The sequence below is a fragment of the Pseudaestuariivita rosea genome, assembly GCF_017592335.1.
GTDB lineage: Bacteria > Pseudomonadota > Alphaproteobacteria > Rhodobacterales > Rhodobacteraceae > Parasulfitobacter > Parasulfitobacter rosea.
In genome coordinates, this window is sequence record NZ_JACNMP010000003.1 from 62,757 (window position 1) to 76,103 (window position 13,347).

Annotated in this window: 15 protein-coding genes and 1 other RNA gene; 6 read left to right on the plus strand and 10 right to left on the minus strand. The window is 56.2% G+C overall.

Annotated features, from left to right (window positions below):
- Positions 1-213: 213 nt before the first annotated feature.
- A complete protein-coding gene (locus H7848_RS03365) occupies positions 214-387 on the plus strand; it encodes a hypothetical protein (RefSeq protein WP_208347957.1) in 174 nt (57 codons plus the stop codon).
- A 231-nt stretch (positions 388-618) separates the two neighbouring features.
- Entirely contained in the window at positions 619-1,551 is a 933-nt protein-coding gene (locus tag H7848_RS03370; RefSeq protein WP_208347959.1) for a glycosyltransferase family 8 protein, read from the plus strand.
- A 76-nt stretch (positions 1,552-1,627) separates the two neighbouring features.
- Here H7848_RS03370 and H7848_RS03375 read toward each other — a convergent pair whose 3' ends face one another.
- Complete coding sequence (locus H7848_RS03375; RefSeq protein ID WP_208347962.1) at positions 1,628-2,269, minus strand: 50S ribosomal protein L25/general stress protein Ctc; 642 nt, start codon at positions 2,267-2,269, stop codon at positions 1,628-1,630.
- A gap of 197 nt (positions 2,270-2,466) precedes the next feature.
- Between H7848_RS03375 and H7848_RS03380 the strand changes: the two genes are divergently transcribed.
- Complete coding sequence (locus H7848_RS03380) at positions 2,467-2,820, plus strand: phasin family protein (protein WP_208347964.1); 354 nt, start codon at positions 2,467-2,469, stop codon at positions 2,818-2,820.
- A gap of 123 nt (positions 2,821-2,943) precedes the next feature.
- Here H7848_RS03380 and H7848_RS03385 read toward each other — a convergent pair whose 3' ends face one another.
- The 7 genes from H7848_RS03385 to H7848_RS03415 all read right to left on the minus strand — a co-directional run bounded on the left by H7848_RS03385 (position 2,944) and on the right by H7848_RS03415 (position 10,977).
- A complete protein-coding gene (locus H7848_RS03385; protein ID WP_208347967.1) occupies positions 2,944-4,656 on the minus strand; it encodes a PHA/PHB synthase family protein in 1,713 nt (570 codons plus the stop codon).
- 101 nt (positions 4,657-4,757) lie between these two features.
- Entirely contained in the window at positions 4,758-6,179 is a 1,422-nt protein-coding gene (locus tag H7848_RS03390) for an FAD-binding oxidoreductase (RefSeq protein ID WP_419555488.1), read from the minus strand.
- 6 nt (positions 6,180-6,185) lie between these two features.
- Positions 6,186-7,010, minus strand: coding sequence for an MBL fold metallo-hydrolase (locus H7848_RS03395; RefSeq protein ID WP_208347970.1), 825 nt, complete (start codon positions 7,008-7,010; stop codon positions 6,186-6,188).
- A 44-nt stretch (positions 7,011-7,054) separates the two neighbouring features.
- The gene (locus tag H7848_RS03400; RefSeq protein ID WP_208347973.1) at positions 7,055-7,639 is read right to left on the minus strand and encodes a GNAT family N-acetyltransferase; all 585 of its coding nucleotides are present in this window, start codon (positions 7,637-7,639) and stop codon (positions 7,055-7,057) included.
- Entirely contained in the window at positions 7,639-8,901 is a 1,263-nt protein-coding gene (locus H7848_RS03405; protein WP_208347976.1) for a M16 family metallopeptidase, read from the minus strand. Before H7848_RS03405 ends, H7848_RS03400 begins: the two co-directional genes overlap by 1 nt.
- On the minus strand, positions 8,898-10,289 hold the full coding sequence (gene thrC, locus H7848_RS03410) for a threonine synthase (RefSeq protein ID WP_208347978.1): 1,392 nt from the start codon (positions 10,287-10,289) through the stop codon (positions 8,898-8,900). Before thrC ends, H7848_RS03405 begins: the two co-directional genes overlap by 4 nt.
- Before the next feature lie 10 nt (positions 10,290-10,299).
- The gene (locus tag H7848_RS03415; protein WP_208347980.1) at positions 10,300-10,977 is read right to left on the minus strand and encodes an SURF1 family protein; all 678 of its coding nucleotides are present in this window, start codon (positions 10,975-10,977) and stop codon (positions 10,300-10,302) included.
- Positions 10,978-11,096: 119 nt separating this feature from the next.
- Between H7848_RS03415 and ffs the strand changes: the two genes are divergently transcribed.
- Positions 11,097-11,193: signal recognition particle sRNA small type (gene ffs, locus H7848_RS03420), an RNA gene on the plus strand.
- Here ffs and H7848_RS20130 read toward each other — a convergent pair.
- Both H7848_RS20130 and H7848_RS03425 read right to left on the minus strand, forming a co-directional pair.
- Entirely contained in the window at positions 11,194-11,319 is a 126-nt protein-coding gene (locus H7848_RS20130; protein WP_272874373.1) for a hypothetical protein, read from the minus strand.
- Entirely contained in the window at positions 11,316-12,065 is a 750-nt protein-coding gene (locus H7848_RS03425) for a DUF6502 family protein (RefSeq protein WP_208347982.1), read from the minus strand. The genes H7848_RS20130 and H7848_RS03425 overlap by 4 nt, the downstream gene beginning before the upstream one ends.
- A 141-nt stretch (positions 12,066-12,206) precedes the next feature.
- On the opposite strand from H7848_RS03425, the gene H7848_RS03430 reads away from it, so the two are divergent.
- Positions 12,207-12,872 (plus strand): hypothetical protein, encoded by a 666-nt coding sequence (locus H7848_RS03430; protein WP_208347984.1) that lies wholly within the window; start codon positions 12,207-12,209, stop codon positions 12,870-12,872.
- A gap of 63 nt (positions 12,873-12,935) precedes the next feature.
- Entirely contained in the window at positions 12,936-13,301 is a 366-nt protein-coding gene (locus H7848_RS03435; RefSeq protein WP_208347986.1) for a DUF202 domain-containing protein, read from the plus strand.
- Positions 13,302-13,347: the final 46 nt, after the last annotated feature.

Genomic DNA, 13,347 nt, shown 5'->3' on the forward strand with positions numbered 1-13,347 from the left:
CATTTACTACGTTAATAACACACCACAGTCTAATGGTGACCATGAAGTACATCAACAAGGTTGCTATTGGTTGAGCATAGCTAACGATACGAGTTATATAGGGTTATTTGAAAGCTGCCATGGTGCAGTAGCAGAAGCCAAGCGGTCTCATCATCGTCAGTCAAACGGTTGCAAGCATTGTAGTGATGCTTGCCATACGTCGTGAGGTCGAAAATGGCTAAAAACAGACCATACAGTGATGGCAAGCGGATAGGTGCGGTCAAAGGTCGTTCTCAAACGAAGACGCCATCTGGCCACTATGTAAAACGCGACAGCAATACAGGGCGCTTTATGGATGTCAAAACATCCAGCAAAACGCCCTTCAAAGGTGTTCGCAAAGAAAAGTAATGATTTGGGCGGATCACCCGCCCAAATCACCATAGTCCCGGACTTGATCCGGGGCCTCTTATCACATCTTTAGAAGCTGGATCGACCGGACGTCGTGTATCTTTTTGATTTCGCCCGGTAACTTGATTTCGCCCGGTAACATCATCCGATAAACCACCCTAAATCATATAGACATCCGCTTCGCGTCGGCTCACTGATACCTCAGGCATCGAATCTGGGTTTTGGGCAGGCATGGGCGGGCGGCCTCATATTGTTTATTTCTTTGATCGCGGGTTTGAGGCCTGTAGTTTGGTGTCGCTTTATACGGTGCTGAAGACCAAGGCGCAGGCGTTGCAGGTGACGTTGCATGCGACCGATCCGTCTGATCATCTGCCCGGTCTGGTTCGAAAGCTGTTGGCACATTTTGACACGCCGATCACTCTGGATCACCTGAACCTGGAAGACTATGACCACCTGCCGCGGGGACGTTTGCCGCTGGCGGCGCGGGCGCGGCTTTTGTTGCCGAAACTGCATGAGGGCCGGGTTCTTTATATCGATGGAGACTGCATCGCCCGCCGGGATGTGACCGAGCTTTGGCATCAGGATCTGGCCGGGAAATGCGTGGGCGCGGTTCTGGCCCCTGGTATTATGGTAGACCTGCAAAAGGCGCAGAACACTGGATCGCGGGCGGCCCAAAAGCGTGCGGACAAGCAGCGCAAGCGTGGCCTTAGGTTGGATGGCATCGATATGTCGCGGTATTTCAATTCTGGTGTTATGGTCTTTGATCTGGACCGGATCAACGCGGTTGGGCTGGCGGATCACATGATGGATATTGAGGCGACGGCCAAATATACCTCACGCGATCAGGATTGGCTGAACATGGTGTTTCGCGATCAGGTGCACTATCTGGACCCGATCTGGAATTCGGGATGGGGCAACCCGAAGACCTGCAAACACTATATCTCGGACGATATCCGGAAAGCCTGGCAAGCGTCGCGTGAGGCGCCAGCGATTTTACATTTCACAGGGTTTGAAAAGCCGTGGCTTCACGAAAAGCCGCCGTTTCGGTTTTGGCTGATCCATCAGCCGCAACAACGCAAAGATCGCGCCAAGTACTGGGCCGAGTTCCAGATGGCCCGACGCGAATGTGAGGTCATCCTGGGACGCACGCTATTCGACGGATAAAACAGCGCCTTTTAGGGTAGACACAAAAAAGGGGCCACTATAGGGCCCCTTTTCCGTGTCTCTGATCAGTCAGAGATTACTCTTCGGTCGCAGCCTCTTCCGTGCTTTCTTCGGCTTCGCCTTCGCTATCATCGGACTGGGATTTCAGGCCAGATGGCGCTTGGATGTTCGCGATCACGAAATCACGGTCGATGGTGGGCTTAGCGCCTGCAGGCAGGTTGATTGACGAAATCGTCAACGTATCACCGATTTGCATTTCCGATACATCCGCCACGATCTTTTCGGGGATGTCGCCGGCTGTCACAACCAGTTCGACCTCGGGGCGGACTGCGTTCAGAACGCCGCCTTTTTTCAGACCCGGTGAAACGCCTTCGCCTTCGAATTCAACGGGAATGAACAGGTTGATTTTCGTCGTCCGTTTCAGCCGCAGAAAGTCCACATGCGTCGGCAGGTCCTTGACTACATCCCGCTGAACCGCGCGGCAGATCACACGGACATCGTCCTGACCTTCGACTTTCATGTTGAACAGGGTCGACATGAAACGCCCGGCTTTCAGGCGTTTGAACAACACGTTGAAGGGGATGTTGATCGGCAACGGGTCAACACCGCCACCATATACAACGCCAGGTACCATACCGTCACGACGGGCTTGGCGGGCGGCCCCCTTGCCTGTTCCCGCGCGGACCTGGGCTTCTAGATCTGGAATCTGTCCAGCCATAGGTATTCTCCTTGAATTATGGGCATCCTCCAAGGGTGTATGCCCTGATGAAGGGGGCCGTATAAGCGGGTTTTTTCGTTTTGAAAAGGGGGGATTTCCAGCCACAAAACAAAACACGCAGAAATTGAGCCAGATCAACGCGGCGCCCGTTAATTTATGATCTGTAAATCACGTACACTCGGCATAGGGAGGATGATATGCCTAAAACGTCAAAGGACCAGAATGACGCTGCACCATCGGCAGCCTCAATGATGGATGCCATGGCAGACCTGCAAAAGGTCGGTTTTGGATCATTGACATGGATGGGAACGGCCTGGCTGGAAAATCTGGGCGACGTCGGGAGCGAGCTGTTAAGCTTCGTTGCAGAACGCGTTCAAGAGGATGTGAAAACGCAGCATGCGCTTTTGCATTGTAAGAACGTGGAAGAAATGCGCCATATCCAGGCGCAATTCATCCAGAAAGCCATTGATCAGTACACCGCTGAAACCGGTAAACTGGTTGAAATGGGCAACGAGATGCTGGCAGATGCCCGGAAGAAGGCCTCGGGCTGAGTCCTGATGCATCCCGCGAAATTGGGGTGCATGGCGTAGACACACTGTCGCCGGTGTACGCGGCCTTGGACATCTGTTCAGGGCCGCACAGGATTATCCGACCGTTACCGGTTTTTATAAATTTCACCCAAAAACATACGTTCCCGGGGCCGCGGCCATATTGGGGTAAATCCGTGCGTCGGGAATGCCAGCCGCTGAGCTATGGCTGTCCAGCCACTGCGTCCAGACCGGCCACCATGATCCGTTTTCCGGCTCTGTCTGATCAAACCACTGCTCAGGCGTCAGATGCGGCTGGCCATGGTTCAGTTTTGACAGCCGGTAGTGCCGGTGTGGATGGCCGGGCTCGGACAGGATACCGCCGTTATGCCCACCGTTTGTTAGCAGAAACGTCAGTTCCGTGTCGGTCAGGCGGGAAATCTTATAGACCGATTTCCAGGGCGATACATGGTCCTTTTCTGTCGCCACTGAAAAGACCGGTGTCTTGATATCTGTCAGGGCAATGGTCTTGCGATCCACTTTATATTGCCCCCTGGCCAGCGCATTGCGCAGGAAAAGGCTGCGCAGGTATTGTGAATGCATCTTGGCTGGCATGCGGGTCGTGTCGGCGTTCCAGGCCATCAGATCATTCATCGCGGTGCGTTCCCCCAACAGGTAATGGCGGATCAGGCGGCTCCAGATCAGGTCATTGGATCGCAGCATCTGAAAGGCGCCCGACATCTGATCGGCACTCAGATAGCCTTGTGTTTTCATGATATCTTCCAGGAAGGACACCTGGCTTTCGTTGATAAACAACGACAGCTCGCCCGCTTCGGAAAAATCGACCTGAGACGCCATAAGCGTCACGGTCGCCAGACGATCATCGCCATCGCGCGCCATGGCCGCCGCCATGATCGACAAAAGCGTGCCGCCCAGGCAATAGCCCGCCGCATGAATGCGCCGGTCTGATCCGGCAGGCGCGATCTGGTCCAAGGCGGCGCGCACGCCCAGATCAACATAATCCTGCATGCCCAGGTCAGCATCGTCCTGATCAGGGTTTTTCCAGGATATCGCAAAGACCTCATACCCCTGATCGCACAGATATTTGATCAGCGAATTCTGCGGCGACAGATCAAGTATATAGTATTTCATGATCCAGGCCGGGACGATCAGAATGGGTTCCGGGTGCAGCTTTTCAGTCGCCGGCGTATAGCGGATCAGTTCGATCAGCCGGTTGCGATAGATCACCTGCCCCGGTGTCACGGCAATACTTTCGCCCACGATATAGTCGGTCTGCGGTTTCGGCGCGCCGCTTAGGATGTGGTTGAAATCCTCGATCCAGTTTTCGAAGCCGCGCTGAATATTGGCGCCACGTTCTTCCAAGGTGCGTTTTAGAACCACAGGATTGGTGGTTGGATAATTTGACGGCGACAAGGTGTCCAACACTTGCCGGGCGGCGAAGCTGACAATGCGTTCGTGTTCGGGTTCGACCCCGTGCAGCCCGGTCGTGGCGGCCTGCCACCAGTCCTGCTGCATCAGGAACCACTTGCTGTACAGGCTGAAGGGATAGGTCTGCCATTCCACGTCGCGAAACCGTTTGTCGGTTATATCTTCGTTTTGGTGTCGCAGCGCGGGTGTCATCAGGTCCATCATCATGGTTGCAGCATTTTGCAGTGCAAGCGATGTCAGATCGGCCTGTTTTGCAGGCGACCCGGCCAGATGCATCCACCAATCCAGACAGGATGTTGCCAAAGCCGAGGGCGACAAACCGCCGGTGAACTGACCTATGGCCGAGTGAACCGCCACATCCACCCGCGCATGTTCGGTCGCCTCATTCTGTTCAGCCGCCAAATCTTTCATCGCCGTCCCCCACGTTCATGTTTTCTGATCTGTGTCAGAGCTGGGGATCGCGGACTTTGAGTTCAATCAAATGTCACAAAACTTTCGCAATGGCCGTTGTTTCAGGTCACATCACGCAGGATTACGCCGGGGTTCATGATACCCGCCGGATCAAGGGCGCGCTTAATGGCGCGCATCGTCGCCAATTTTGCTGGATCCGAAAATCGTTCCAGATCGTCAACCTTCAGGCGCCCGACACCATGTTCGGCGCTGACCGATCCGCCCATGTCGTGCACCAGTTGATGGACAGCGCTTTTGATCTGATCACGTTCGGCCAGATGATCGGCGCGGCTGCGCCGGGGCTGTGGGAAGACGTTGTAATGCAGATTGCCGTCACCCACGTGGCCAAAGCAGTTGATGCGAAAGTTGCCGATGGCGCGGATGACCTCGCGGCCGCGTTCAATGAATTCGGGGATTGCCCCAAGCGGGACCGAGATATCATGGGATGAGATCGACCCGATGCGCCGGTTGGCCTCGGGGATGTGTTCCCGGACGGACCAGAACTGATCCCGCTGCGTCTGGGATTGTGCGATCAGACCGTCATCGACCAAACCCTGCTGATGGGCCGCGGTGAACAGCGTTTCAAGTGCATCTTGCGGGTCAAGCCCGCGGGGCAGGCCGACCTCGATCAGCACAGACCATTCCGGCGGCTTTTCAAAAGGGGTCCGCAGGTCGGGCAGGGTTTCGGTGATAAAATCCAATCCCTGACGGTGGATCAGTTCAAAGGCCGAGATGCATTCGCCCATATGATCCCGCGCCAGCGCCAACAGGTCCAGCGCAGCGCCGGGATCGCGCACCGTCAGAAAGGCTGTCCCCTGCCCCGCTGGTATCGGAAACAGGCGCAGGGCGGCGGCGGTGATAATGCCCAGGGTGCCTTCGGACCCGATCATCAGATTGCGCAGATCATATCCGGTATTGTCCTTGCGCAGACGTGACAGCCCATTCCAAAGCGTACCGTCGGGCAAGACAACCTCAAGCCCCAAACACAGATCGCGCGTGTTCCCATAGCGCAGCACATTGACGCCGCCCGCGTTCGCCGCAAGGCACCCACCGATCCGCGCCGATCCTTCCGAGGCCAGCGAAAGCGGAAACAGCCGGTTGACGTCAGCCGCCGCCGTCTGAATGTCATGCAGGATCGCACCGGCCTCGGCCACAAGGACATTTTCGTCCGGATAAACCGCGCGGATCGCGTGCATTTTTTCCAGCGACAAAATAATGTGGCGCGGGGCGTTTTCGGCAATCTGCCCACCGACCAGCCCGGTTCCACCGCCATAAGGCACAATGCCGATGCCCGTCTTATGGGCGTATTTCACGATCTGACAGACCTGATCAGCGGTCTGGGGTGTGATCAGAATAGCGTCCTTAGCCTGATATCGGCCGCGTGGTTCCTGCAGATAGGCCTCGGACAGGTCCGGAAAGGCCGCGTCGGGCAACAGCGCACGCAATTGCGCTTCATGTTCGCTGGTCACGGGGGTTTGGATCACTGGTGTTTACTCATTTTCGCGCAGGAAGCTGGGTTCAAGCACCATGATGGTCGGCCGGGACGGCAGCGTGGCCAGCGATACCTCAATCGATGATCCATCAAGACGCTCAACCGGGAAATCGCGGCGCATCTCGGTCAGGAATTGTTCCAGATTATATTCGCCGAACCAATGCATCGGAATGATGATCGACGACCGCAAACGGGTCAGAATGCGCACCATTGTGTCATGGTCAACCGTCAGCCCGCCATCAACCGCGGCCATGACGATATCCAGACGCCCAAGTGCGGCGTATTGCTGGGCCGAGGGTTCGTGATGCAGATGCCCCAGATGGCCAATGCAAAGGCCCGCCACTTCGAACACAAATATGGAATTGCCGTTGCGTTCAGGATCCCCCCCGAAGCGCGACCGTATGTCCGTGGGCACGTTGCGGATCAGAACTTCGCCCAGATCAAGGTGATGGTCAGCGGCGACGCCGTTTGTGCCCCAGCCCCGCAGAACATGCGGGATCTCAGGATCAGGGTTGGCGGTGAAGTGACTGCCGTGGGCATGGTTCATCGTCACAACCGTCGGCGTGAAATCGACCGCACCCAGGAAACCCGTAAAATCGGTCGCAATCGAAATCCCGCCCTGGGTCTGCAAAAGAAACATCGCGTGATCAACATAGCGTAAACGCACTTTATCTTCAGCGACGGGGTCCAGATAGCTTGCTTTGTGCAGAAACTGGATGCCGGGGGCATTCTGGACCATCGCAATGCAATGGCTGGGCCTGCGATCCTGCGCCGCTGCCGCACCTGAAAAAGCGATAAGAAAAAAGCAGATAAAACGGATCATCGGTCACCTTCCGTCTATAGAACATAGAGCCGGGTTGGCTGGCGTCATCCTACTTCTGTCTTGCCGCGTCTGTCACCGCGTAAATTTGCGTAAAGCACGTGGTTGCGCCAGCGGCCGTTGATCTGCAGATAGCTTTGCGCGACGCCTTCGTATTTAAATCCCGATTTTTCCAGCACGCCCCGCGATGCTGCGTTTTCGGGCAGGCAGGCGGCCTCGACCCGGCTAAGGTCAAGCTGTTGAAAGGCATAGTGCACAACGGCTTCGATGGCCTCACGCATGTATCCCTGACGGGCGTGGGCGGCACCGATCCAATAGCCCAAAGTCCCTGCCTGTGCTGGGCCGCGGCGGATATTATCCAGCGTGATCGCACCAAGTAGACGTTCGTCGTCGCGCAGCGTCAGGAACAGCGGCACAGCAGACCCGCTGCCAATGGATCGCTGTGCCCAATAGACGCGATTGGTGAAGGCCTTGCGCGTCAGGTGATCGTCGGCCCAGGCCGGTTCCCAGGGTTTCAGGAAATCGGCGCTTTCGCGGCGCAGGGCCGTCCAGGCGCGGAAATCGGCGTGGGACGGCGGACGCAAAGACATCCGTTCCGTTTCCAGCCGAACCTTGCGCCGGGTGATCAGCATCAGGCGGCAAGCCTTTCGCGCAGGACCTCCAGGCTGGGGGCGGCTGACACTGGACCGTAAAGCGCCATGGCCGTCCCCGCACTTTGCGCGGTGCGGGCGGCAAAGTCTTTCACATCACCCGTTGTCACGGCGTCGATCATGGCGACGGTTTCTTCCAGATCAGGCACACGGTCCCAAATCGCCAGAAGCCGCGCCAGACGTTCGGCGCGGTTCGACGGGCTTTCCAACCCCATCAGCAACCCGGCTTTCATCTGGGCACGCGCACGGGCGACTTCCTCGGGCGTCATATCGTCGGCCGCGCGCTTTAGCTCGTCCATCGTGATCGTGGCCAGTTCGCCGATCTGATCCGCACTTGTGCCCGCGTAGATCGTTGTCAGACCGGTGTCAGCATAGGCACCCGCCTGCGCGAAGATCGAATAGCATAAGCCCCGCTTTTCGCGGATTTCCTGGAACAGCCGCGAAGACATGCCACCGCCCATCGCAGTTGAGAAAATCTGTGACGTATAGATCGCGGGATCACGGTAATTCGGCCCCTCGATCGCCAGAGCAAAATGCACCTGCTCCAGGCCTTTCACCTCGCGCCGTTCACCGCCGCGGAAGGTGGCGACCTGTTCCAAGCGTCCGTGAACAGGTTGCAGGTGGCCGAACAGCTTTTCCGCCTCGGTTACCAGTGCGTCGTGATCCACAGCACCTGCCGCCGACAGAATCATCTGACCGGGACCATAATGTTCACTGACAAAGCCCGACAGATCATCGCGGCTGAATGCACTGACGCGCTCGGCGGGTCCAAGGATAGACCGCCCAATGGGTTGATCGGGGTACGCGACCTCTTGCAGCCAATCGAAGACAATATCGTCGGGCGTATCCAGCGCCTGACCGATTTCCTGCAGGATCACGCCGCGCTCAATCTCAATCTCGGCGGGATCAAACACGGGGTTCAGGACGATATCGGCGATCACATCCAGCGCCAAAGGTACATCGTTTTCCAGGATACGCGCATAATAGGCGGTCATTTCCCGGCTGGTATAGGCGTTGATATAGCCGCCCACATCCTCAATCGCCTCGGCAATCTGCAAGGGCGTTCGACGTTTGGTGCCCTTGAACGCCATATGTTCCAGAAAATGGGCGATGCCGTTTTGTTCGACTCGTTCGTGACGGCCGCCCGCCAGAACCCAAATACCAAGCGAGGCTGACTTCAGCCCCTCCATCCGTTCTGTGACAATGCGAAACCCGTTTGATAACGTATGTAACTGGACGCTCACGCTGAAATGCGCTCCTTTATGATCCCCTCAATCGCGGTCAGGTCATTGGCCACCTGAGTCACCCGCTCTGCGCGTTCATAAAGGTCTGACATGCGTGATGGAAGCCCCGGTCTGTGTCCAATGGCCGCTTCCACTGCGTCAGGGAACTTGGCGGGGTGTGCGGTTGCCAGCGTGATCATCGGGGTTTGACCCGATATATGCTCTTCCGCGACCTTTACACCGACAGCCGAATGCGGGCACAGAATTTCGCCTGTGTGGGCAAAAGCGGTCTTGATCGTGGCGCTGGTCTGATCCTCGGATGCACGGCCCGAGGCAAAGATGTCGCGCAACCGTTCCAGCGCGCCCTGACTGATCTTGAACCCACCTTCGGCTTTCAACTGGTCCATCTGTTGCGCCACCGCCGCGCCATCACGGTCATAGACATCAAACAGCGCCCGTTCGAAGTTCGAGCTGACCTGAATATCCATCGACGGACTGATCGAGGGCGTGACGCCCTGGGTAATATACCCCCCCGTTTCCAGCGCGCGGTGCAGGATGTCGTTCTGGTTTGTCGCGACGACCAGCTTTTCAATCGGCAAGCCCATACGCTTGGCAATGTAGCCTGCGAAGATATCGCCGAAATTGCCCGTGGGCACGGTAAAACTGACAGGCCTGTGCGGCGCACCAAGGGTGACAGCCGATGTGAAATAATAGACCACCTGCGCCAGCACCCGCGCCCAGTTGATCGAATTGACGCCCGCCAACCGGACACTGTCGCGGAAGTCGAAATCGTTGAACATGTCTTTGACGGCCGCCTGACAGTGGTCGAAATCACCGTTCAAGGCCAGCGCGTGCACGTTATCCTCAACTGGCGTCGTCATCTGGCGGCGCTGCACTTCGCTGACGCGACCATGGGGGAAAAGGATAAAGACATCGACCGCGTCCAGCCCCCGGAATGCTTCGATCGCGGCGGACCCGGTATCACCACTAGTGGCCCCCACGATCGTCACCCGCTGACCGTTCCGCTTCAGCGAAAATTCGAACATCTGGCCGATCAGCTGCATGGCGAAATCCTTGAAGGCCAGCGTGGGGCCATGGAAAAGCTCTAGCAGGAAATGGTTTGGCCCCATCTGGACCAAAGGCGCGCGGGCATCGTGGCCGAACCCGGCATAGGCCTTGGCGATCAGGTCGGCAAATTCCGTATCGGTGAATGTATCCCCGATAAAAGGGCGCATGACGCGAAAGGCGGCCTCTTCATAGGTAACACCAGCCAGCGCAGCGATATCCGCATGGGACATTTGCGGAATAGTCTCAGGCACATAAAGGCCACCATCGCGCGCCAGCCCCGTCAGCATCGCCTGTTCAAATGTCAAAACCGGCGCCTTGCCGCGGGTTGAGATATACTTCATGTCCTAGCCTTTATTCGGTTCCGCGTCTGATACGCCACAGCAGCACCCCTGTCATCCCCACCCAGACCGCTGCCAGCAAAAACCAGGTGACGGCGTATTCAAAGTGATCGTTGGGAATGCCTGCGCTGTCTACAGGCAAAGGCGTCACGGCAGGGGTCGTTGCCGACGTTGTACGGGCAATGACCAGCACAGGCTCGGTCCCCAACGCGTCGGCCATCACCGGGACGTCGCGCGCAAACCAGATATTGCTTTCCATATCTGGTTCAGGCGTGAAAAGATCAACCTCATCCGGCCAATGCAGATTTCCCTGAACGGTCATCGTTGCCGTGGGTCGCTCTGTCAGCTTTTCTTCGTCCACGACAAACCCACGATCCACCATGATCTGGCGACCATCATCCGTTTCGAATGCAGATATAATACGATACCCGGCCCCTTGCGATTTGGTGGACACCAGCACGTGAAGTTCATCTGCCGTTGTGCGCCCGGTGACGGTGACGGGCAAAAACCGATCTGTTTCAGGATCAGGATTTTGCGGTAGCACAACAGCTGTGCCACCAATTCTCGCATCAATCTCAGCCAGGATTTCCTGTTTCCATTCAAGGCGTTGCAGCTGCCAAAACCCCAACCACAACAGCACTGCCGTACCGGAAATCCCAAACAGCAATGGCAGGATCATCTTGCGCGTCATAGGGCCCTCAAACATCGTCCAATGGCTCTATAACGGGGCTGATTGTCAGATGAAACGCGAATGTTGTCGCAAGACCGAAGCGCTTGCGAATCCCATATGTAAAGCCTATATGACGGCGTGAGAGGTTGGCGCGGGCGAGCGCCTCGCCAACCCGGTCAGGTCCGGAAGGAAGCAGCCGTAACGAGCCCCGCTTGGGTCGTTGTCCAGCCTCTCACCCTATCTGACTTCCGCTGATTTTGTGCCGGTTCCGCCGATACCACCATCTGGGCCAGCGTCGTTCTGTACAGGTTGTCCGCAGGCTGCCAGCGCCAAAAGTAAGCCTATGATAATAAAGCGTTTCATTCGTCTTCCTGATCAACATAGTAAACATATCCGCCCGCCCGGAACCGATGCGTGCCTTCGTTTTCCTGGCGCATTTCTTCGGCCTCGTCGCGCAGGGTGATCAACAACTCCATGATCCGGGCACGGAATTTTAGCTCAAGTATAGACGCATCACCTTTGGTCAGGCCGTCGTAATGCAGGGCGCGCTCAAAGAAAACGGGCTTGTCGGACAACACATTTTGTACCGCAGCTTCTGCATGATCGCCGATGTTGTAGGCCAGATATTCTAACTGCTCATCCGAACCGGCCATCGGCTGATAAGATGACTGTTCCAGTTTCACGGTATCTTTTTCAGCGTCGTAGCTGACAGTATCGGCCATCAGCAGCAATTCAAAAACGGTGCGGGGGTGGACGTCTTTGCGGACCTGGCGGGCCAGGGCCTCAAACGATGGCGCGGGACCTTTGCGCGGTAATTCTTTTTTGTTTTTATAGGCTTGGTCGGTTTGCCACAGCGTGACCAGACGGGCCTGAGGGTTGGTTGCGACCGAAGTTTCCGTCGGCTCATCGCGCAGACGCGCCACATCGCGGCGCTGCAGGCCTGTCATGATACTAAGACGGCTGTCGGTCAGTTTTTCGCCCGCGCTCAAATCCTTAGCCGCTTGAATATAAAGCCTTTTCATCGCTTCTGTCGCGTCGGGGAAGCCAATCCCCTTGGCCACCATAAGCCGGACAAGCGCGCGTAAAGAGGTGTCGATTATTGATCTCATAAAGATGTGCAATATGCACATTTTTCCTGAAAAGCAACCAAAACACATCTGAAAAAATGTGCAATTTGCACATTTTTCTTGACTTAGCAGGTTTTCAGCTTCAAAAAATGTGTAATTTACACATTTTTTATGGAGGCGAAGATGAGACGATTGATTGCAACGATGATCCTGACTTTGGCGCTGACAGCGTGCTCTCAGGTCCAGACGACCTCGGGGCGTGATTTTGTTGAAAGAAAAAATCCCGATGGAACGCAGATGCAGATCGATGATCACATCGCGAAGATCGCGAACGTGGAATCGAACCTGCATTTTCCGGCGCGAATTGGCGTTGCGAGGATTATAAATGGACGGCTTGAGATTGCACCGCCCGCCGAGCGCAAACTGATGGAAGAGTTTGCCAAGCGCAACAAAACCTATGGCAGTTTCGGTACAGTTAGCGCCTTGGTGGCGGAAACGGTCACCGGAAACAGGAACAATAATTTTGCGTTGTCGCAAATCCGCGTGATCGCAGCGCGGCAGCATTTTGACTATGTGCTGATCTACAAGATTGATGGAAAATTCGGGGCGACAAATCGGTGGGATCGCAATCGCGTTCCAGCCAATACGATCATGACGCAGGTCGCCCTTATCGATGTGCGCAACGGGTACCCCTATGCCGCGACCGAAGCGGCGCTGAGCGCCAACAAAGTACGCTGGGGCGGTGGTGGACATCGTGCCAGCTTCAAGGATCGCGCGACATATCACGCGGCAGAATACATGATGCCGCAGGTGCAAGAGATGTTCGCACAGCTGAAGGCGCAGATGTAAGATCCCGAAAGGCGCAACATCTTTGCGCCTTTTCTTTTTCAGACCGTCAACTAGAGTGGCACGATGGGAAAAGACAGCAATGAAATGGCCGAGGAGCGGACCGATTGGGCCGAGGATCGGACGCTTTTGGCCAATGAACGCACCTTTGCAGGGTGGATGCGAACCGGAATGGCCTGCGTTGCACTGGCATTGGGATTGAGGGCTGTTTTTGGTGCGTTCGAACCCACTTGGGTCGCCAAGGCTGTGGCCACGATTTTCATCATAGCCGCCATTGCGATTTTCTGGTCTGCGCAGCAGAATTCCTGCAAAGCCAACGAACGCTTTACAAGCCATGATGCAAAGGCACAGACAAAGACCCGGATGACTGTTCTGGCCAGCATCCTGACGTTTGGCGCAGTGGCAACGGGTGTTATTCTTTGGATGCTTTAGGTGGACGTTGTCTGCAGCCATGACTAATGTCGTCAGGCATCGAATC